The organism is Deinococcus sp. YIM 77859, from assembly GCF_000745175.1.
GTDB lineage: Bacteria > Deinococcota > Deinococci > Deinococcales > Deinococcaceae > Deinococcus.
Window position 1 is genome coordinate 1,111,796 of record NZ_JQNI01000002.1, and the last position, 17,283, is coordinate 1,129,078.

The 17,283-nt window shown below is 67.6% G+C and carries 17 protein-coding genes and 1 tRNA gene; 12 read left to right on the forward strand and 6 right to left on the reverse strand.

The window, feature by feature from the left end; translation table 11 throughout:
• The first annotated feature begins 66 nt into the window (after positions 1 to 66).
• The 3 genes from pyrR to EI73_RS05550 all read left to right on the forward strand — a co-directional run bounded on the left by pyrR (position 67) and on the right by EI73_RS05550 (position 2,873).
• Positions 67 to 615 carry a bifunctional pyr operon transcriptional regulator/uracil phosphoribosyltransferase PyrR gene (gene pyrR / locus EI73_RS05540; RefSeq protein ID WP_034387796.1) on the forward strand — a complete coding sequence of 183 codons (549 nt, stop codon included), beginning with the start codon at positions 67 to 69 and terminating at the stop codon, positions 613 to 615.
• Positions 612 to 1,550, forward strand: coding sequence for an aspartate carbamoyltransferase catalytic subunit (locus EI73_RS05545; RefSeq protein ID WP_034384932.1), 939 nt, complete (start codon positions 612 to 614; stop codon positions 1,548 to 1,550). Before pyrR ends, EI73_RS05545 begins: the two co-directional genes overlap by 4 nt.
• A 69-nt stretch (positions 1,551 to 1,619) precedes the next feature.
• On the forward strand, positions 1,620 to 2,873 hold the full coding sequence (locus EI73_RS05550; RefSeq protein ID WP_034384934.1) for a dihydroorotase: 1,254 nt from the start codon (positions 1,620 to 1,622) through the stop codon (positions 2,871 to 2,873).
• A 51-nt stretch (positions 2,874 to 2,924) separates the two neighbouring features.
• On the opposite strand, the gene EI73_RS16500 is transcribed toward EI73_RS05550, so the two are convergent.
• From EI73_RS16500 to EI73_RS05560, 3 genes are all read right to left on the reverse strand, one after another.
• Positions 2,925 to 3,098, reverse strand: coding sequence for a hypothetical protein (locus EI73_RS16500; protein WP_197050743.1), 174 nt, complete (start codon positions 3,096 to 3,098; stop codon positions 2,925 to 2,927).
• 97 nt (positions 3,099 to 3,195) lie between these two features.
• Positions 3,196 to 4,281: a quinone-dependent dihydroorotate dehydrogenase gene (locus tag EI73_RS05555; RefSeq protein WP_034384935.1), complete on the reverse strand. Its 1,086-nt coding sequence runs from the start codon at positions 4,279 to 4,281 to the stop codon at positions 3,196 to 3,198.
• A gap of 25 nt (positions 4,282 to 4,306) precedes the next feature.
• Positions 4,307 to 4,768, reverse strand: coding sequence for an Rrf2 family transcriptional regulator (locus EI73_RS05560; protein ID WP_034384937.1), 462 nt, complete (start codon positions 4,766 to 4,768; stop codon positions 4,307 to 4,309).
• Positions 4,769 to 4,863: 95 nt separating this feature from the next.
• On the opposite strand from EI73_RS05560, the gene EI73_RS05565 reads away from it, so the two are divergent.
• Together EI73_RS05565 and EI73_RS05570 are read left to right on the forward strand one after the other, a co-directional pair.
• A complete protein-coding gene (locus EI73_RS05565) occupies positions 4,864 to 6,822 on the forward strand; it encodes a chorismate-binding protein (protein WP_051935422.1) in 1,959 nt (652 codons plus the stop codon).
• Positions 6,819 to 7,538, forward strand: a complete 720-nt coding sequence (locus EI73_RS05570) for an aminotransferase class IV (RefSeq protein ID WP_034384938.1) — start codon at positions 6,819 to 6,821, stop codon at positions 7,536 to 7,538. The genes EI73_RS05565 and EI73_RS05570 overlap by 4 nt, the downstream gene beginning before the upstream one ends.
• On the opposite strand, the gene EI73_RS05575 is transcribed toward EI73_RS05570, so the two are convergent.
• Positions 7,535 to 8,134 (reverse strand): hypothetical protein, encoded by a 600-nt coding sequence (locus EI73_RS05575; protein ID WP_034384939.1) that lies wholly within the window; start codon positions 8,132 to 8,134, stop codon positions 7,535 to 7,537. The two genes, EI73_RS05570 and EI73_RS05575, sit on opposite strands and share 4 nt — an antisense overlap.
• A 126-nt stretch (positions 8,135 to 8,260) precedes the next feature.
• Between EI73_RS05575 and EI73_RS05580 the strand changes: the two genes are divergently transcribed.
• From EI73_RS05580 to EI73_RS05610, 7 genes are all read left to right on the forward strand, one after another.
• Positions 8,261 to 9,235, forward strand: a complete 975-nt coding sequence (locus tag EI73_RS05580; RefSeq protein WP_034384940.1) for a polyprenyl synthetase family protein — start codon at positions 8,261 to 8,263, stop codon at positions 9,233 to 9,235.
• A 296-nt stretch (positions 9,236 to 9,531) separates the two neighbouring features.
• Positions 9,532 to 10,776: a Glu/Leu/Phe/Val dehydrogenase gene (locus tag EI73_RS05585; protein WP_034384943.1), complete on the forward strand. Its 1,245-nt coding sequence runs from the start codon at positions 9,532 to 9,534 to the stop codon at positions 10,774 to 10,776.
• Between the two features lie 98 nt (positions 10,777 to 10,874).
• The gene (locus tag EI73_RS05590) at positions 10,875 to 12,203 is read left to right on the forward strand and encodes a Glu/Leu/Phe/Val dehydrogenase (protein WP_034384946.1); all 1,329 of its coding nucleotides are present in this window, start codon (positions 10,875 to 10,877) and stop codon (positions 12,201 to 12,203) included.
• A gap of 244 nt (positions 12,204 to 12,447) precedes the next feature.
• A complete protein-coding gene (locus EI73_RS05595; RefSeq protein ID WP_034384948.1) occupies positions 12,448 to 13,401 on the forward strand; it encodes a hypothetical protein in 954 nt (317 codons plus the stop codon).
• A 223-nt stretch (positions 13,402 to 13,624) separates the two neighbouring features.
• Positions 13,625 to 14,206 carry a xanthine phosphoribosyltransferase gene (xpt, locus tag EI73_RS05600; protein ID WP_034384949.1) on the forward strand — a complete coding sequence of 194 codons (582 nt, stop codon included), beginning with the start codon at positions 13,625 to 13,627 and terminating at the stop codon, positions 14,204 to 14,206.
• A gap of 89 nt (positions 14,207 to 14,295) precedes the next feature.
• Complete coding sequence (locus EI73_RS05605; protein WP_081908967.1) at positions 14,296 to 14,784, forward strand: general stress protein; 489 nt, start codon at positions 14,296 to 14,298, stop codon at positions 14,782 to 14,784.
• A gap of 69 nt (positions 14,785 to 14,853) precedes the next feature.
• Positions 14,854 to 16,416 carry an acyl-CoA carboxylase subunit beta gene (locus EI73_RS05610; protein WP_034384951.1) on the forward strand — a complete coding sequence of 521 codons (1,563 nt, stop codon included), beginning with the start codon at positions 14,854 to 14,856 and terminating at the stop codon, positions 16,414 to 16,416.
• Positions 16,417 to 16,419: 3 nt separating this feature from the next.
• Here the strand turns inward: EI73_RS05610 and EI73_RS05615 are convergent, their stop codons facing one another.
• The gene (locus EI73_RS05615; protein ID WP_034384953.1) at positions 16,420 to 17,082 is read right to left on the reverse strand and encodes a hypothetical protein; all 663 of its coding nucleotides are present in this window, start codon (positions 17,080 to 17,082) and stop codon (positions 16,420 to 16,422) included.
• 60 nt (positions 17,083 to 17,142) lie between these two features.
• Positions 17,143 to 17,217, reverse strand: a tRNA-Glu gene (locus tag EI73_RS05620).
• Positions 17,218 to 17,283 lie beyond the last annotated feature (66 nt).

A 17,283-nucleotide genomic window follows, 5' to 3' on the forward strand; every position in this document is an offset into this window, starting at 1 on the left:
AGGAAGATGGACGAGCCGACAGCGCAGGCTGGGCGGCCTTTTTGCTGGGCGAAAGGCGGAGTGCCCGTGACGGCCAAAGCCACCATTCTGACCGCTGAAGAACTGCGCCGGGCGCTCACCCGCATCGCCCACGAGATCACCGAGCGCAACAAGGGGGCACAGAACCTCGCCCTGATCGGGATTCACACGCGCGGGATTCCGCTCGCGCAGCGGCTGGCGCAGAAGCTGGGCGAACTGGAGGGCGTGGACGTGCCCACCGGGATGCTCGACATCACGCTGTACCGCGACGACCTCTCGGAAGTCGCCCATCAGCCCATCATCCGCGAGACACATGTGCCCTTTGACCTGGGACAGCGCCGAGTGGTGCTGGTGGACGACGTGCTGTACACCGGCCGGACCGTGCGCGCCGCACTCGACGCCCTGATTGACCTGGGCCGCCCGGCGGGCATCCAGCTCGCCGTGCTCGTCGACCGTGGGCACCGCGAGTTGCCCATCCGCGCCGATTACGTGGGCAAGAACCTGCCGACGGCGCGCAGCGAGATGGTGAAGGTGAAGCTCGCGGAGACGGACGGGGTGGACCTGGTGGAACTGCACGATGTGGAGGCGCTGAAGTGACCGCCCTCGCCTCCCCCCGCCCCCGCAGCCTGCTCGACTTCCAGGACTGGAACCCGGAGCGCCTCGCTGCCCTGCTGGACAACGCCGACACCATGAACCAGGTGCTCGACCGTCCGGTGAAAAAGGTTCCAGCGCTGCAAGGACTGACGGTCTGCACGGCCTTTTTTGAAAACAGCACCCGCACCCGCATCTCCTTTGAGCTCGCGGCCCGGCGCATGAGTGCCGACGTGGTTTCCTTCGCGGCGGGCGCCAGCAGCCTCAGCAAGGGCGAGTCCCTGCGCGACACCGTGGAAGTGCTGACCGCCTACAAGGTGGACGCCTTTGTGGTGCGGCACCCGGCCAGCGGCGCAGCCCACCTCGTCGCCCGGTACAGCGGCAAGCCGGTGATCAACGCGGGCGACGGACGGCGAGCACACCCCACCCAGGCCCTCCTCGACGCCTATACCGTCCGCCAGGAATACGGCAGCCTAGAAGGCAAAAAGGTCGCCATCATCGGCGACATCCGCCATTCGCGGGTGGCGCGCAGCAATGCCGAACTCCTGCCCAAACTGGGGGCACAGGTCGTCCTGTGTGGCCCCGCTCCCCTGCTCCCCGCAGATCTCGCGGCGCTGCCCGGTGTGACCGTGACCACTGACCCCCAGGAAGCCGTGCGCGGTGCCCACGCGGTGATGGCCCTGCGCCTCCAGCAGGAGCGGATGAATGCGGGCTACCTCGCCAGCCTTCAGGAGTACGTGGCGCGCTATCAGGTGAATGAAGGGCTGATGCGAGAAGCCGAGAGCGGCGCGATCGTCCTGCACCCCGGTCCCCTCAACCGCGATCTCGAAATCAGCTCCGAGGTGGCCGACGGCCCGCGCAGCCGCATCCTGCGGCAGGTCGAGAACGGGCAGGCGGTGCGAATGAGCGTGCTGTACCACCTGCTGGTGGGGCGGGATTGAGGAAACCGTCAGCTGCAAACGCTTGCGCTTCTGCCAAACACGGAGCGCTCTTATAGGAATGGAAGGCCCATGACACAACTCACCATCACCCATGTCAAACGCCCCGGCCGTGACCGCCTCGAAGCCGTCACCGTTGAGAACGGCGTCATTCAGGGCTGGAACCTCGGCGAACGGGGAGAAGTGCTCGACGGCAGGGGCGGCACGGTTGCCCCCGCCCTGATCGAACTCCACGCTCACCTGCGCGAACCGGGACAGACGGAAAAAGAAGACCTCGCCTCGGGCCTCGCGGCAGCGGTGGCGGGCGGTTACGGCACGGTCGTCTCGATGCCGAACACGACGCCGGTGGTGGACGACCCGGCCATCGTCCGCGCGCTGCTGGAGAAGGCGGAAGGGCTGGGCCTGGCCCGGCTGCGGCCCGCCGCCGCCCTCACCCGTGGCCAGAGGGGTGAAGAGCTTGCCGAACTCGCCTTTCTCAAGGCCGCAGGCGCTGCCATGTTCACCGATGACGGCCGCACGAACGAGAACGCCCGCGTGTTGCGGCTGGGGCTGGAATACGCCCGCAGCCTGGGCATGGTCGTCAGCGTTCATGCGGAGGACGCTGGCCTGCGCGCTGACGGCGTGATGAACGAGGGACCGGTGTCCGAGGAGCTGGGCCTCCCAGGAAACCCGGCAGCGGCAGAGGCGGCCCGAGTGGCCCGTGACCTGGAACTCGTGGCGCTGACGGGTGCCCGCCTGCACGTGCAGCACCTCTCGACGGCCCGCGCGCTTGAGCTGGTGCGGGACGCCAAGCGGCGCGGCCTCCCCGTGACCTGTGAAGTCTGCCCGCACCACCTCACCCTGACCGATGAGGCGCTGCGGTCCTTTGACGCGCTCTACAAGGTCGCCCCGCCCCTCAGGACACAGGCGGACGCCGAAGCCCTGCTCGCCGGGCTGCTCGACGGCACGGTGGACTGCCTCGCCACTGACCACGCGCCCCACACCCGCGCTGAAAAGGAACGTGACCTGCTGAACGCGCCCTTCGGGATCGCCTCCATCGAACTGGCCTTCCCGCTGATGTGGACGCGCTTCGGAGAGCAGCTCGGCCTGGAGAAACTGCTCGACCTGATGACGGCGGCCCCCGCGCGCGTGCTGGGCTGGCCCGAGCCGACGCTCGAGGCTGGAGCCCCCGCCGACCTGGTGGTGCTCGACCTGGACACCGAACGGGAGGTCAACCCCGCCCAGTTCAGGAGCAAGGCGAAATTCTCCCCCTGGGCGGGCGAGCGGCTCAGGGGCTGGCCCCTCCTCACAGTGGTGAACGGACAGGTCGCCTACCAGCGGCCGTAGCCGAACCCCAAACAACCTGGCCCCCGCTCCGGGGGCCTTTGGTCTGCCTGGTCACTGGTCGAGCGGGTCCGGATCCTCGGACGCTCGGCTGCCCTCGTCCTGGTCGTTGCGCTGGAGGGCGTCCTCCAAGCGGTCTTCTCCCACGCCGGGATTCACCCGCTTGGTGTCGGGAAAGTCTTCGCGTTCATGCGCGTCGGTGTTGGCCAGATCGCCGGGGTCGGTCATGCTCGTTTCCTTTCGGGGCCATCTTGGCACGCTGGCTCCTCCGACAAACGGCCTGCCCCTTAGGAAAGGCTTGAGAGAGCTCGCCACCCGAGCCCACTCAGGCCTGTACGCCAACCGCCTCAGAGACGTGGCGGAAGCCGTCCCGCTCGAGCAGCCGGGCCAAGCCGCGGTTGAGGCGGGCGGGAAGGCCCGGGCCTTCATAGACGAGTGCGGTATACACCTCGACCAGGCTGGCCCCCGCGCGAATCTTGGCGTAGGCATCCTCAGCGCTCCAGATGCCACCCACCCCCACGATGGGAACTCGCCCCCGCGTGAGGCGGTAGGCCGTGCGAATGAGTTCCGTGCTGCGGGCGTGGAGGGGGCGTCCGCTCAGGCCACCCGCCTCCTCCCGGCTCGGGTGGGTCAGCCCCTCGCGGCTCAGGGTGGTGTTGCTGACGATCAGACCGCTTGCCCCGGCCTCCAACACGGCCTTCACACTCGCCTCAAAGGCGGCGGGCTGCAGGTCAGGAGCCAGCTTGACGAGGACCGGCGGGCTGCTGAGCGTGCGGACGCGCCCCGCCTCCACCTCCTCCAGCACGGCCCGGAGCAGAGCAGTCAGGTCATCGGCCGCCTGAAGGGCGCGCAGGCCCGGCGTGTTGGGGCTACTCACATTGACGACAAAGGCGTCGGCCACGTCTTGCAGGACACGAACGCAGGTGCGGTAGTCCTGTACGGCGTCCTCGTTCGGCGTGACCTTGTTCCTGCCGATATTCACCCAAACGGGGGCAGGACGGGCCGGCAGCGCGCCGAGACGAGCCCGCAGGGCCGGTGCCCCCGCGTTGTTAAAGCCCATGCGGTTGATGAGGGCTCCGTCGCTGGGCAGGCGAAAGAGGCGGGGGCGGTCGTGACCGGGCTGCGCGCGAGGGGTGACCGTTCCCACCTCCAGAAAGCCGAATCCCAGGGCCGCAAAGGCGGGCACCGCCTCCGCATTCTTGTCGAGCCCCGCCGCCAGACCTAGGGGAGAAACAAAGGTGTGCCCCCACAGGGTCTGCGTGAGGCGCGGCTCCGCGGGGACCGTCCAGGTTCGCGCGAGCGCAGGCCAGACAGGAAGCCGCGAAGCTGCGCCCAGCACGCGCAGCGTGAGGTGATGGGCGTCCTCCGGGTCGAGGCGAAACAAGACAGGTCTCAACAGGCGGCGGTACATCGCCCCAGGATACGGGGAAGGCTGCTTAGGCGTGGGGAGCGGAAAAGCCCGGTTCCAGTTGCAGGAGGCGCGCGTGTTCCTGCCGCTCGCTGTCCGCGATCAGGTCGGCCAGGGTGGTGCTCCCCAGCACGTTGCGCAGGGCCGTGTCCACGCGGTGCCACAGCTCCAGCGTGCCGCAGACCTGCCCTTTGTCACACACGTGGTCTTCCTCCACGCACGAGACCGGGGCGATGCTGCCCTCCATCGCCGTGACCACCTCGTAGGCGTTGATGGCGGAGGCGGGCCGGGCCAGGCGGTAGCCGCCGCGAGCGCCCCGCACGCTTTTGATAAAGCCCGCGCGGCGCAGGTTGCTCGCGATCTGCTCGAGGTAATGCTGGCTGATGCCCTGCCGCTCGGACACGTCCTTGAGGGGCACGGCCTCCCCCCCCCGCCGCCCGATCTCGATCAGGGCGCGCAGGCCGTACTGTGCTTTGGTCGAGACCCACATGCGCCCAGTTTACCCTCTAAATCCGGATAGAAAATAAGGATTTAGGCGGGATTGAGACACGCTCATGCCCGGGCTGCTCCCCTAGAATCCGGCGCGTGACCGCGCGGCCTGCTCCCCTGCCTCTCTCCCTGACGACCCTGTCTCCAGCCGATGTGCTGCTGCGGCTGCGAGCGGCGGGGGCACCAGGCATCGTGCTGCTTGAATCGCTGGGGCCGGCCGTCCCGTTTGGCCGCTACAGCGTGCTCAGCGCGTGGCCGGTACAGGTCCAGACCGCCCTGCCCGAAAAGCCGCCGGGTGAAGCCTTGTTTCCCGCGTGGCTGGGCGGCCTGAAGTACGAGGCTGCGCGCGACTTCGGGCTAGACACGCACGACCCCGCCGGCTCCGCCGCCTGGTGGGGCCTGTATCCCAGCGGTCTGGTCTGGGACCGCCAGACGGGGACACTGCATCTGGTGGGTGAAGGCGGGCACGTGAACTGGGAGGCCGTGCTCGCGCGTGACCCGGCCCCCCTGCCCGCCCTGGAAGTGGGCGAGTTCGGGGCAGACGACGTGGACTATCCGGCGGGCGTGCGCGCCGTGCAGGAGCTTATTCGAGCGGGTGAAGTCTATCAGGTCAACCTCTCGCGCGGCGTGCGGGCGGAGGCGACGGGTGATCCCCTGGCCGCCTACCTGCGCCTGCGTGAGGTGAACCCCAGCCCCTTCATGGCCTTTCTTGACCTGGGAGAAGAGGTCATTGTGTCGTGCAGCCCCGAGCGGCTGGTGTTGTGGGCGGAGAACACCCTCTGCGCTCGGCCCATCGCGGGCACGCGGCGGCGCGGCGACACCCCGCAGGAGGATGCGGCGCTGGAACGTGAGCTGCGCGCAAGCCCCAAGGAGGTGAGCGAACACACCATGCTGGTGGACCTGGTGCGGCATGACCTGGGCCGGGTCGCGGCGGCGGGCAGTGTCTCCGTGCCGGATCTGGGGCTGGTCGAGCGCTACAGCCACGTGATGCACCTCGTCTCGGAGGTGCGGGCCACGGCCCGGCCCGGGCTGACGGTGCGTGACCTCCTCGCAGCGACCTTTCCCGGCGGCACGATCACCGGCGCCCCCAAAACGCGCGTGATGACCGCCATCCGTGACCTGGAACCGGGACCGCGCGGCTGGTACACGGGGAGCGTAGGCCTCGTGAGCGGTGCGCGGGTGGACCTCAATATCCTGATTCGGACGGCCGCGTTTCACCGCCAGCCGCCTGCGATCAGCGGCCCACCCAACCCGCTCGCAGGCCACGGGCGCTGGACGGTCCAGGTCCGTGCCGGGGGCGGCACCGTGATCGATGCTGACCCCACGCATGAGGCGCAGGAGACCGTCCACAAGGCCCAGGCGCTGCTCGCCGTGCTGTCGGGCCAGCCGGGAAGGTCCCCCCAGCCGCCTGCCCTCCCCGTCCCCGGCCGGGTGTGGTTACCGCCCCCCGCCCCCTCCCGCACCAGCCTGCGCGTCCTGCTGCTGGACAACCGCGATTCATTTACGATGAACCTCGCCCACGACCTGCTCGCCCTCGGCGCGGCGGTCGACCTGCGGTCACAGGACGAGGACGCCGCCGAACTCCTCGCCTCTGCGCCCGACGCCGTCTTAATTGGGCCGGGGCCCGGGACGCCAAGCACGAGCGGCTCTACCCTCGCCCTCACCCGGCGCTGTCTGGCGCGGGGCGTGCCGCTGCTGGGGGTCTGCCTCGGGCACCAGGCGCTCGGCGAGGTGCTGGGCGGGCGGGTGGAACGCGCGGCTCCCGTCCACGGCCGTCCCGAGGCGGTGCGGCACCGCGGGGAGGGCCTGTTTGCCGGAATCGTGGACGGCACCCCCTTCGGGCGCTACCACTCGCTCGTTGTCCGCGGGCTGCCCGAGGAGGTGGTGACGGCCCGCAGTGCGGACGGTGAGGTGATGGCCTTGCAGGTTCCGGGACGAGCCGCCTGGGGGGTACAGTTTCATCCCGAGAGTGTGCTGAGCCCGGCTGGGCGGGTGCTGCTGGGCAACTGGCTGAGGCTAAGCTGGGCCGCGCGGAGCGGTCAGGGCGGGCCGTGAGGCCGCTGCCCCCTCACCTGGAGCAGAGCGCGTGGCTACACGGCGCAGCCGCCTTTACCACCGTTCGCACGCGCTGGGGCGTGCCGCTGCTGTGGACAGCGCACCTTGCGCGGCTGACGGCGACCTGCACTTGGCTCGGGCTCCCCGTTCCGCAGGGCGAGCCCCCAGCCCTGGAGCCGCTCCCCTGGGGGCTACTCCGCCTGACCGCTACACCGGAAGGCCTCTTCTGGTCGCACCGGTGCCTTCAGCCGGGCCCGCGTCCGTTCGGCGGCGTGCGGGTACAGCTCACGGGCGTGCAGGTTCATCCGCAGCTCGCGGCCCACAAAACCGCCAACCACCTGCCCTACCTGCTCGCAGGACGGGAAGCCGCACAAGCGGACGCCTTTGAGGGCTGGCTGACCGACGGAGACGGGAACCTCGTAGACGGGGGGCGCACCTCGCCCCTCGTAGAACTCCAGGGGCGGCTGGTCGTGCCCTCGGGCGGTCTGCCTGGCCTCACCCGCGCCCACTTCCTCAGAGGACAGACCTTTGAGGAGCGGCCTGTCCCAGTCAACGCACTTCCCCACGCCAGCCGCGCCTGGGTGTGCGGGAGTGGCGTGGGTGTCGTGCCGGTGCGCGAGATCGTGGGCGACGGCTGGCGGGTCACCCTTCCGGTACGGTGGCCGGACCTGCGCGACCCGGCCCTGGTCTGGCCAGCGCCCGCGGATCCCGCCTAGTGACCGTCCTGGCCGACCCGTTCGCTCTGCAGGCGCCCGCCGCCCGCCGCCTCCTCGAGCCGCAGCGCCCCGTAACGGCGCAGCACACGAATGGCCTCATCGGCCTTGGTTCCATTCGGATCACGGGCAATCACCAGGATGTTGCCGGACCTCAAGGCACTGGAAAACCGCTCGGCCTGGGCCGCGGGCACCCCCATCCGCCGCAGCAGCTTCACGTAGTCGCCGTGGTCGCCCCCGGTGAGGGCACCAAAAAGAGCGCCCAGGCCCGCGCCGCCGATGACTCCGTACATGATCGCGAGCAGGCCGCCTTCCTGGTAGATGCGCGTCTCAGGAATGAGCAGCAGCAGGAGCCAGACGGGGACCGTCAGGGCCGCGCCAGCCAGCGCGCCCAGCAGAAATCCGCGAATCACATTGGCGGAGCCGCCCGGTGCTCCCGCCTCAGGGCTTACACCGGTCGCCTGCGCGATGTCATCCTCGGCCACGACGTCGGCCAGGGCGAACCCGAGGTGTTCAGGATCAAAACCACGCTCCCGCAGGGCCATCAGGGCGCCCTGGGCCTGCTGCGGCTCGCGAAAAAGGGCAACGACGCTTTCCATTGCTCCGGTTTTATCACGGGCGGCAAGTGCGGCGCGAGGGACAAAGCGGGCGCCTACAGGCCCGAAGTCGGAAAGAAGTCGGGAACAGGTACGTTCGGCCCACACCGGGTTTTCTATACTGCGCACATGACTGGCGTGGCAGCCCTGACCCTTCCCGGCGCGGCGTTTGAGGCGCGGTTGCGTGAGGTGCTGCGCTCACGGGTGGAGTTCATCGAGCTGATCGGGGAAGACCTGGTCGCGGCGGGAGGCAAGCGGGCGCGGCCCACCGTGACCTTTCTGGCCGCGCAGGCGCTGGGCGCCGAAGCCGGGCACCCCAGCTGGCCCGCCGTCACCGACCTCGCGGTGTGTATCGAGCTGCTGCACTCGGCCAGCCTGCTGCACGACGACCTCATCGACGACGCGGACACCCGCCGGGGCCAGCAGGCCGCCTTCCGGCGTTTTGGCAACGTGGTCAGCGTGATGAGCGGCGACTTCATGCTTTCGCGGCTGCTGACGCTGCTGGCCGGCATGCCCCAAGGAGCGGCGCTCACCCGCGCCTTTGGCGAGACGGCTTCCCAGATCTGCGAGGGCGAGGTGCTGCAATTTCAGGTGGCCGCCTATGCGGAGTACCAGCTCGGCACCTACCTGGACGTGATTCACGGCAAGACGGCGGCTCTGCTTGAACTTGCGGCCGGTGCTCCAGCGCTCCTGCTGGATGTTCCAGCACCGCAGCAGGCCGCCCTCATGACCTTTGGGCGGGAGTACGGTCTCGCCTTTCAGATGCAAGATGACCTGCTTGACCTCACCGGCGACGAGGCGACGCTGGGCAAGCCGGTCGGAGGCGACCTGCGCGAGGGCAAAGCCACCCTGCCCGTGCTGTTCCTGCTTGAAGGCCCGCACGCCGCCGAGGTGCGTGAGGTGCTTGAGCGCCGCGCGGCCGAACCCGGTGACGTCGCCCGCGTCCGTCAGTGGGCGCTGACGGGCAACGCCGCCGAACGCACCCGTGAGGAGATTCGCCGCCGCGCTCGTCTGGCTGTGGAGGCCCTCGCGGTCCTCCCGGCCTCCCCCGCACGCCAGGCCCTGGCCGCGCTGGCCGGGCGGGAGATCGAACGCACCCGCTGAGGCGCCCGGAACCAGCCGCGCCGCTCAGCCCGTCCTGCCCAGCGGGACGGGACGCTTGATCCTCCGGGCCATGCGCCGCGGCGGGCTGCCATTTGCCAGGACAAGCGCCGCAAAAGAGGAACGTTCCTCCCTTGGAAGCGGTTCAGAAACGGCGGATGCTCGGTGGGCTCGCCGCCCTTGGCGTCGCGCTTCAACACGAGCTTTTCTCAAGTCCTTCCGGGTATCCTGCGCCGGGCATGCCGCCTGTCTATGCGTGTATGCTCGGGGAGCCACAACCTTCTCAGGAGGAGACCGCGATGAGGGCATCAGGACTCAACTGGCAGGGCCTCATGGAACAGCTCCAGCAGGCGTTGCCGTACAGCGAGGTCAGCGACCAATCCCTCGCCTATTTCAAGTATCCAAAACGCACGCTGAGCGTGAACCTGCCGGTTCGAATGGACGACGGCACGGTACGTGTATTCAGGGGCTACCGGACCGTGCACTCCACCGCGCGTGGCCCCAGCATGGGTGGTGTCCGCTTCAAGCCCGGCCTCAATGCCCACGAGTGCGAGGTGCTCGCGGCGATCATGACCCTCAAGGCCGCCGTGGCGGACCTGCCGCTGGGCGGCGCAAAGGGCGGCGTGGACGTGGACCCGCAGGCGCTGAGCCCCCACGAGCTTCAGGGGCTGACCCGGCGCTTTACGAGCGAGCTGGTGGAACTTGTCGGGCCCAGTGAGGACATCCTCGCGCCGGACGTGGGGACGGACCAGCAGATCATGGCCTGGATTCTCGACGCCTATGGGGAGAACACCGGCTCCACCCAGAGCGGCATGGTCGTCGGCAAGCCGCTGCAACTGGGCGGCAGCTACGGCTCCAAGGACGCCCGGGGCCGCAGCGCCGCCCTGGTGACGACCCGGGTGCTGGAGGCGCGGGGCGAGAGCCTGCAGGGCGCCCGAGTGGCCGTGTACGGCTTCGGGGACGTGGGCCGCCGCGCCGCACAGACCCTCGCCGCGCAGGGCGCCCTGGTGATCGCCGTCTCGGACCAGCAGGGCGCGACCTTTGCCAGCGGAGGCCTAGACCTGACCGCCCTCTCCGCGTACCGCGAGGCGCAGGGGAGCGTGCAGGGCTTTGCGACCGACATCACGCCGGAAGAGGTCATAGAACTCGATGTGGACGTGCTGATGCTCGCCTACGACTACGGTGCGGTGAATGCCGGCAACGCCCACGCGGTGCGCGCGCGCTACGTCGTGGAGGCCAGCAACCGGGCCGTGCTGCCGGAGGCTGAACGCTTCCTGATGACCCAGGGAATCACCATCCTGCCCGATCTGGTGGCCAGCATTGGCGGCTTGGTCGTGAACTACCTGGAATGGGTGCAGGACGCGAGCAACTTCTTCTGGACGGCCGAAGAGATCGAGCGCGCCATCGACGCGCGGGTGAATGCCGCCGTAGATACCGTCATGGCCTTTATGCGCACCCGTGGAGTGGAGATGCGCACCGCCGCCTACGCCATCGCCCTCACCCGCCTGCACGAGGCAGCGGTCATGCGAGGCGTATACCCCTAAGCGAGTCGGAGGGAGCAGGAAACAACCTGATCTGCCCCTTTTTTCCTTCTTTTGCTGATTGTGTTGACCACGACCCCCTCACGCCTGGAGGTTTCACCATGACCGTCACCGAAGACCCCAAGAATCCACTGCCAGAAACGTCCAAGCTCGGACGGCATCAGATTCCCAGTTACCTCGACCCGAACAATCTGGGACCGTACGAGATCTTCCTAGAGCAGGTGGAGCGGGTGACACCGTACCTGGGGAAGCTGGGGTACTGGGTCGAGACCCTCAAGCGGCCCAAGCGAATCCTGGTGGTCGACGTGCCCATTCACCTCGATGACGGAACGGTCGCCCACTTCGAGGGCTACCGAGTGCAGCACAACACCAGTCGCGGCCCGGCCAAGGGCGGTGTTCGCTATCACCAAGACGTCACCCTCTCCGAAGTGATGGCCCTGGCCGCCTGGATGACCATCAAAAACGCTGCGGTGGGTCTCCCCTACGGCGGCGGCAAGGGTGGTATCCGCATCGATCCCCGCCAGTACTCCACCGCCGAGCTCGAACGCCTCACTCGCCGCTACACCAGTGAGATCGGCATCATCATCGGTCCAGAAAAAGACATTCCCGCTCCGGACGTGAACACCAATCCCCAGACGATGGCGTGGATGATGGACACCTACTCCATGAACGTGGGCCGCACCGCGACCGGCGTGGTCACCGGCAAACCGGTGTCGCTGGGGGGCAGTCTGGGCCGCAGCGACGCCACGGGACGGGGCGTCTTTGTCACCGGGGCCGAGGCCATGCAGAAGCTGGGTATGCCGCTGGAAGGAGCGCGGATTGCGGTGCAGGGCTTTGGGAATGTGGGGAGTGCCGCCGCCCGCATCTTCCAGCAGCACGGCGCGAGAATCGTCGCCATTCAGGACGTGACCGGGACGATCTACAGCGGGGCGGGTATTGATCCGGTGGCCGCCCTGGAACACCTGCGGCAGACCGGGAAGATCACCGACCTTCCCGGCACCGAGACCCTCCAGCGCGAGGAGTTCTGGGGCGTGGACTGCGACGTCCTTATTCCGGCGGCGCTCGAAAAGCAGATCACGCTGGACAACGCCGACCGAATCCGGGCGAAGCTGATCGTGGAGGGGGCCAACGGGCCGACCATTCCCGCTGCGGATGACCTGCTGGCGCAGCGGGGGGTGACGGTGGTGCCGGACGTACTGGCCAATGCGGGGGGCGTGACGGTGAGTTACTTCGAGTGGGTGCAGGACTTCTCGTCGTTCTTCTGGACGGAAGAGGAGATCAACCAGCGCCTCGACCGCATCATGCGTGAAGCCTTCCAGAGCCTGTGGGACGTCAAGGAACGCCACGGCGTCACCCTGAGAACCGCCGTCTACATCGTCGCCTGCACTCGTGTCCTAGAAGCCCGCGCTCTGCGTGGCCTCTACCCGTAAGCGCCCTTCCTCCTCCTCATTGTCACGGGAGCCTCGCTTGGAGCGCTCCCGTCTTTGTCTGTTCTGTCGTCACTCGGCGCCCCGTTGCGCTGGCAGGGGGCTGAGAGACCGGCCGTCAGGTGCCACGCCTTCTGTCTTGGTTGCGGTGTAGGGCTGTCTGTTGTCGCCGCTCATGCCCCAGCCTGGCTTGACCCGCCGCTGCTTGAGCTGGGCCTGCTTGGTTGCGCACCTTACAATGCCTCTCATGACTGATCTCCTGCGTGGCTGGCAGCCTGCCCCTCCCGGATTCAAACACGTTGTGAGCGTGTCCTTGGGGGGCAGTAAGCGCAATGCCCGCGAGGAGCTCAACGTGCTGGGGCAACCTTTTATCCTCGAACGCATCGGCACGGACGGCGACGAGCAGAGGGCGGCTGCCCTCTTTCAGGCACTCGACGGGCGAGTCGATGCCTTCGGATTGGGGGGCGCCGACCTGTACGTGATCGCCGCAGGACGGCGCTATACCTTCAACAACATCCGCCGGCTGGTGGCGAACGCCAAACTCACGCCCGTCCTGGACGGCAGCGGCCTGAAAAACACGCTTGAGCGCGAGGCGATCACGCAGCTTGACCCCCTGCTGAACTGGCGGACACAAAAGGTGCTGATGGTGAGTGCGGTCGACCGCTTCGGCATGGCAGAGGCGCTGGCGCAGGCCGGAGCGGACGTGGTGTACGGGGACATCGTGTTCGGCCTCAACCTGAATGTCCCTCTGCGTAGCCTCAAGGCGCTGCGCCGGGTCGCGCACCTGGCGCTGCCGGTCATCACCAAGTTCCCGCAAGACTGGTTTTACCCGACCGGCCAGAAGCAGGAAACGAGCGTGCAGGGCAAGGGAACCCGCCTCTACGCCTGGGCCGACGTGATCGCAGGAGACACCCACTACGTCAAACGCTACGCGCCGCCCATGCTCAGCGGCAAGACGGTCCTCACCCAAACCGTCACCGAAGCGGACCGAGTGTGGATGCAGGAACGCGGCGTCGCCCGGTTGATCACCACCACACCTCGTATCGGCCGGCGCAACTTTGCCACCAACGTCTTAGAGGCCCTGTTTGTGGCCCTCAGCGGCCAACGGGAGGCGTTGAGCGAGGGAGAGTACTTGCGTTACATCCGCGAGGTCGGATTCAAACCTGAAGTCAACGAACTCGCCGCACCTTCTGAAGCTTAGCCTCGGCGTATGCATCACGCCCTTCTGGGTTTCCAGCCTCCTTGAGCCCTCAAAAGCCTTTCTGGACGCGCAGATCTTCCTCTGTTCACCCGTTGAGGTGCCCGCTCTTGACTGCGGGTGAATTCCGCGCTATTCTCTAGATATCACCGCCTGAGAAGGCGGTTTTTTGTGCTTCATGCCCCGCGCGTGTGGTGGCAGGCGGGAGACAGGTAGACTCGCCCCTATGCAGGCACTGGTGGAGGCGATCCGCGAGCAGGGGGCGATGATGCCGGGGGGCATTCTGAAGGTGGACGGGCTGGTCAACCACCAGCTTCTTCCGCACCTTACCCGCGAGATGGGCGAGCGCTTTGCGGCGGGGTTTGCCCCCCTTAGGCCCAACAAGGTCGTGACCATCGAGGTGAGCGGTATCGCGCCCGCACTGGCCACGGCCTTTGCGCTCAACGTGCCGCTGGTGTATGCGCGCAAGAAAAAGCCGATCACCATGCACGAGGTGGTCTATACGGCGAGGTCGGTCAGCCGCACCAAGGGCGGCGTGGTGGACCTCTTTGTGAGCAGCGAGTACCTGGGCCGGGAGGACCGGGTGATCGTGATTGATGACTTTCTCGCTTCCGGCGGAACGCTGCGGGCCCTCGCGCAGATCATCGAGCAGAGCGGCGCGAAGCTGCTGGGCCTGGGCTGCGTGATCGAAAAGGGCTTTGAGGAGGGCCGCGCGAGGCTGGCCGACCTCCAGGTTCCGATTCTTACGCTGGCGAACATCCTGCGCATGAACGAGGAAGAGGGCCTCGTGGTGGAGGCGGGGCGCTGACGACGCGTGAGCGTAAGGGCTTCTGAACCTGGCGCTCAGGTGCGGAGCGGGAGGGCTGCCTAGGCTGGGAGCAGGAAGGATGTGACAACGTGACCCAGCCTGATGCCCGATCGGCCCTGATCCCTGACCAGAGCGCTCGCGTGAACGTGGCCACCTACGCCACCTACGCCGAGGCGCAGCGTGCCGTGGACTACCTCAGTGACCAGCGTTTTCCGGTAGAACGTACGGCGATCGTCGGGGAGGGCCTCAAAACCATCGAGCAGGTCACGGGGCGTCTCGACTGGGGGCGCGCCGCGGGCCTGGGCTTTGGACAGGGCCTCTTCATTGGCCTTTTCGTCGGTCTGCTGTTTGGCCTGCTGGGGCTGACGGCGGGCAATTTCCTGTTTGCGGTCGCCTACGGCATGGTGCTGGGCGCGATCACCGGGCTGGTGTGGGGCCTGATCGGTTACGCGATGACCGGTGGGCGGCGCGACTTTACCTCCATCGGCGGCATGCGTGCTGAACGCTACGTGATTCTGGCCGACACGGAGGTAGCCGAGCAGGCGCGGGCCCTGCTCGCCCATCTCCCGCCGCGCTGAGGCATCCCGGCCCGTGTTCCCGTGCCAGGAACGGGGCGCGCCAAACGGGCGTTTGGGTAGCATGGCGCCATGACGCAAGCGGGGGTAGAACTTCAGGAACTGATCGCCGAGATGGAGCAGCGCCGCGCCAAGGTCGAGGCGGGTGGCGGTCAGGAGCGGCAGCAGAAGCAGCGCGAGGGCGGCAAGCTCACGGCCCGCGAACGGATCGAGCGCCTCCTTGACCCCGGCTCCTTTCTGGAACTTTCCACCTTTGTCGAACACGGCCAGAACCGGCTGATGCAGGGCGTCGAAGCGCCCGGTGAGGGCGTCGTGACCGGACGCGGCACCATTCAGGGGCGGCAGGTCTTTGTGTTTAGCCAGGATTTCACGGTGCTGGGCGGCTCTTTGGGCAAGATGAACGCCGCCAAGGTCACCAAAATCATGGACCTCGCGGCCAAGACGGGCTGTCCGGTGATCGGCCTCAACGACTCCGCCGGGGCGAGGATTCAAGAAGGCGTGGACTCCCTTTCGGGCTACGGCGAGATTTTCTACCGCAACGCGATCTACTCGGGCAGCGTGCCGCAGATCAGCGCGATTTTGGGGCCGTGCGCGGGCGGCGCGGTGTATTCTCCGGCGCTCACCGACTTCATTCTCATGAGCCGGGGCACGTCGTACATGTTCATCACCGGGCCAGAAGTGATCAGGAGCGTCACGCGCGAGGACGTGACCTTTGACCAACTCGGCGGCGCGGACGTGCACACCCGCAAAAGCGGCGTGGCCCACCTGGAATATGACGGGGATGAGGCGGTGCTGGACGGTATCCGTGAGCTGCTCTCCTACCTGCCGCAAAACGCCCGCGAAAAGCCGCCGGTGCGGGAATGCACCGATCCGATTGACCGCCCCAATACCCCGCTTCTCAACATCATCACGACGGACCAGCGCAAGCCCTACGCGATGCACGACGTGATCCATGAGCTCGTAGACGACGGCACCTTCCTGGAGATCCAGCCGGGCTGGGCGAAAAATATCCTGTGCGGCTTCGCGCGGCTGGGCGGGCACAGCGTCGGCATCGTGGCAAACAATCCCAAGGTGATGGCGGGAACGCTGAACATCGACGCCTCCGACAAAGCGGCCCGCTTTATCCGCACCTGCGACTGCTACAACATCCCGATCCTGACGCTGGTGGACGTGACCGGGTTCCTGCCGGGCGTGGCGCAAGAACACGCGGGCATCATCCGCCACGGGGCCAAAATGCTCTACGCCTACGCTGAGGCGACTGTTCCCAAGATCACGCTGATCACCCGCAAGAGCTACGGCGGCGCGTACCTCGCCATGAATAGCCGCGATATGGGCGCGGACGTGGTGTATGCCTGGCCGACCGCAGCCGTCGCGGTGATGGGCGCGGAGGGAGCGGCCAACATCGTGTACCGCCGCGAGATTCAGAATTCGGACAACCCAGAGGCCACCCGCGCCGAGAAGATCAAGCAGTACAGGGAGACCTTCGACAACCCCTATGTGGCCGCTGCCAAGGGCTACATCGACGACGTGATTCCCATCGAGGACACCCGCCGCCGCCTGATTCAGACCTTTGCGATGCTGCAGGACAAGGAGGAGACGCGGCCTTTTAAGAAGCACGGGAATATCCCGCTCTGAGGCTCAGGTATGGCCTGGTGGGGCCAGCCGAAAGCTCACCTCCGCCGCTTCGGTCACGGTCAGCGGGCTCGTCTCCGGCAGGCTGGCCCGCAGGCTTCCCCCCAGCTCGAACGCGGCATTCAGAAGGGGCGCGTCGGCCGCCGGGTCGAGGGTACCCCACAGGTGGGCAGCTCCCCCAAGCGAATCTGCCCGCCACAGCAGCGCCCCGACGGCTTCGCCCCCGGCATAGGCCAGCAGCAGCGTGTAGGCGCGGTCCCCTTCCAGCCGTGCCGCGAGGTGCCGGGCCAGTGGCGCGGCCCATTCGGGCGTTCCGTAGGCCTCTGTGAGAACGGCGGCCCAGGTGGACAGCGCGAGGCGCGAAACCTGCTCCACGGTGATCGCTCGCGGCGCAGCCGACAGATGGTAGGTCCCGAGGCGCAGGGTCGCGACCGCCTCGCCGGGGAGGGGGACGGTGGACGCGAGGAGGGGAGGCAGAACCTGCGTGTCATGCCACCGCAGCAGGGCGGCCAGGCGCGCTGGGTCGGCATCGGGCACAAAGGACGCATTCAGAGCGAGGATGTTGACGCCGGGCGTCTGTAGGGTCACCGCACCCTGGAAATCACGCCGCAGGCCAGAGAGCGGCTCGAAATACGTGACGAGTTGAGCGAGGGCCGGGGGAAGGGTCATGGGGGCAGCCTACTGAAGACAGGCACGCAAAACGCCGCCCCCAGGGATGGAGGCGGCGGTTGGTGACCCCAACGGGACTTGAACCCGTGTCTGCGCCTTGAGAGGGCGCTGTCCTGACCGCTAGACGATGGGGCCCTCCACAGGCTTTCGCGCCGGGCGCGGCGTCAGGCAAGGAAAAATTCTAGGCGAGGCCAGCTGGAG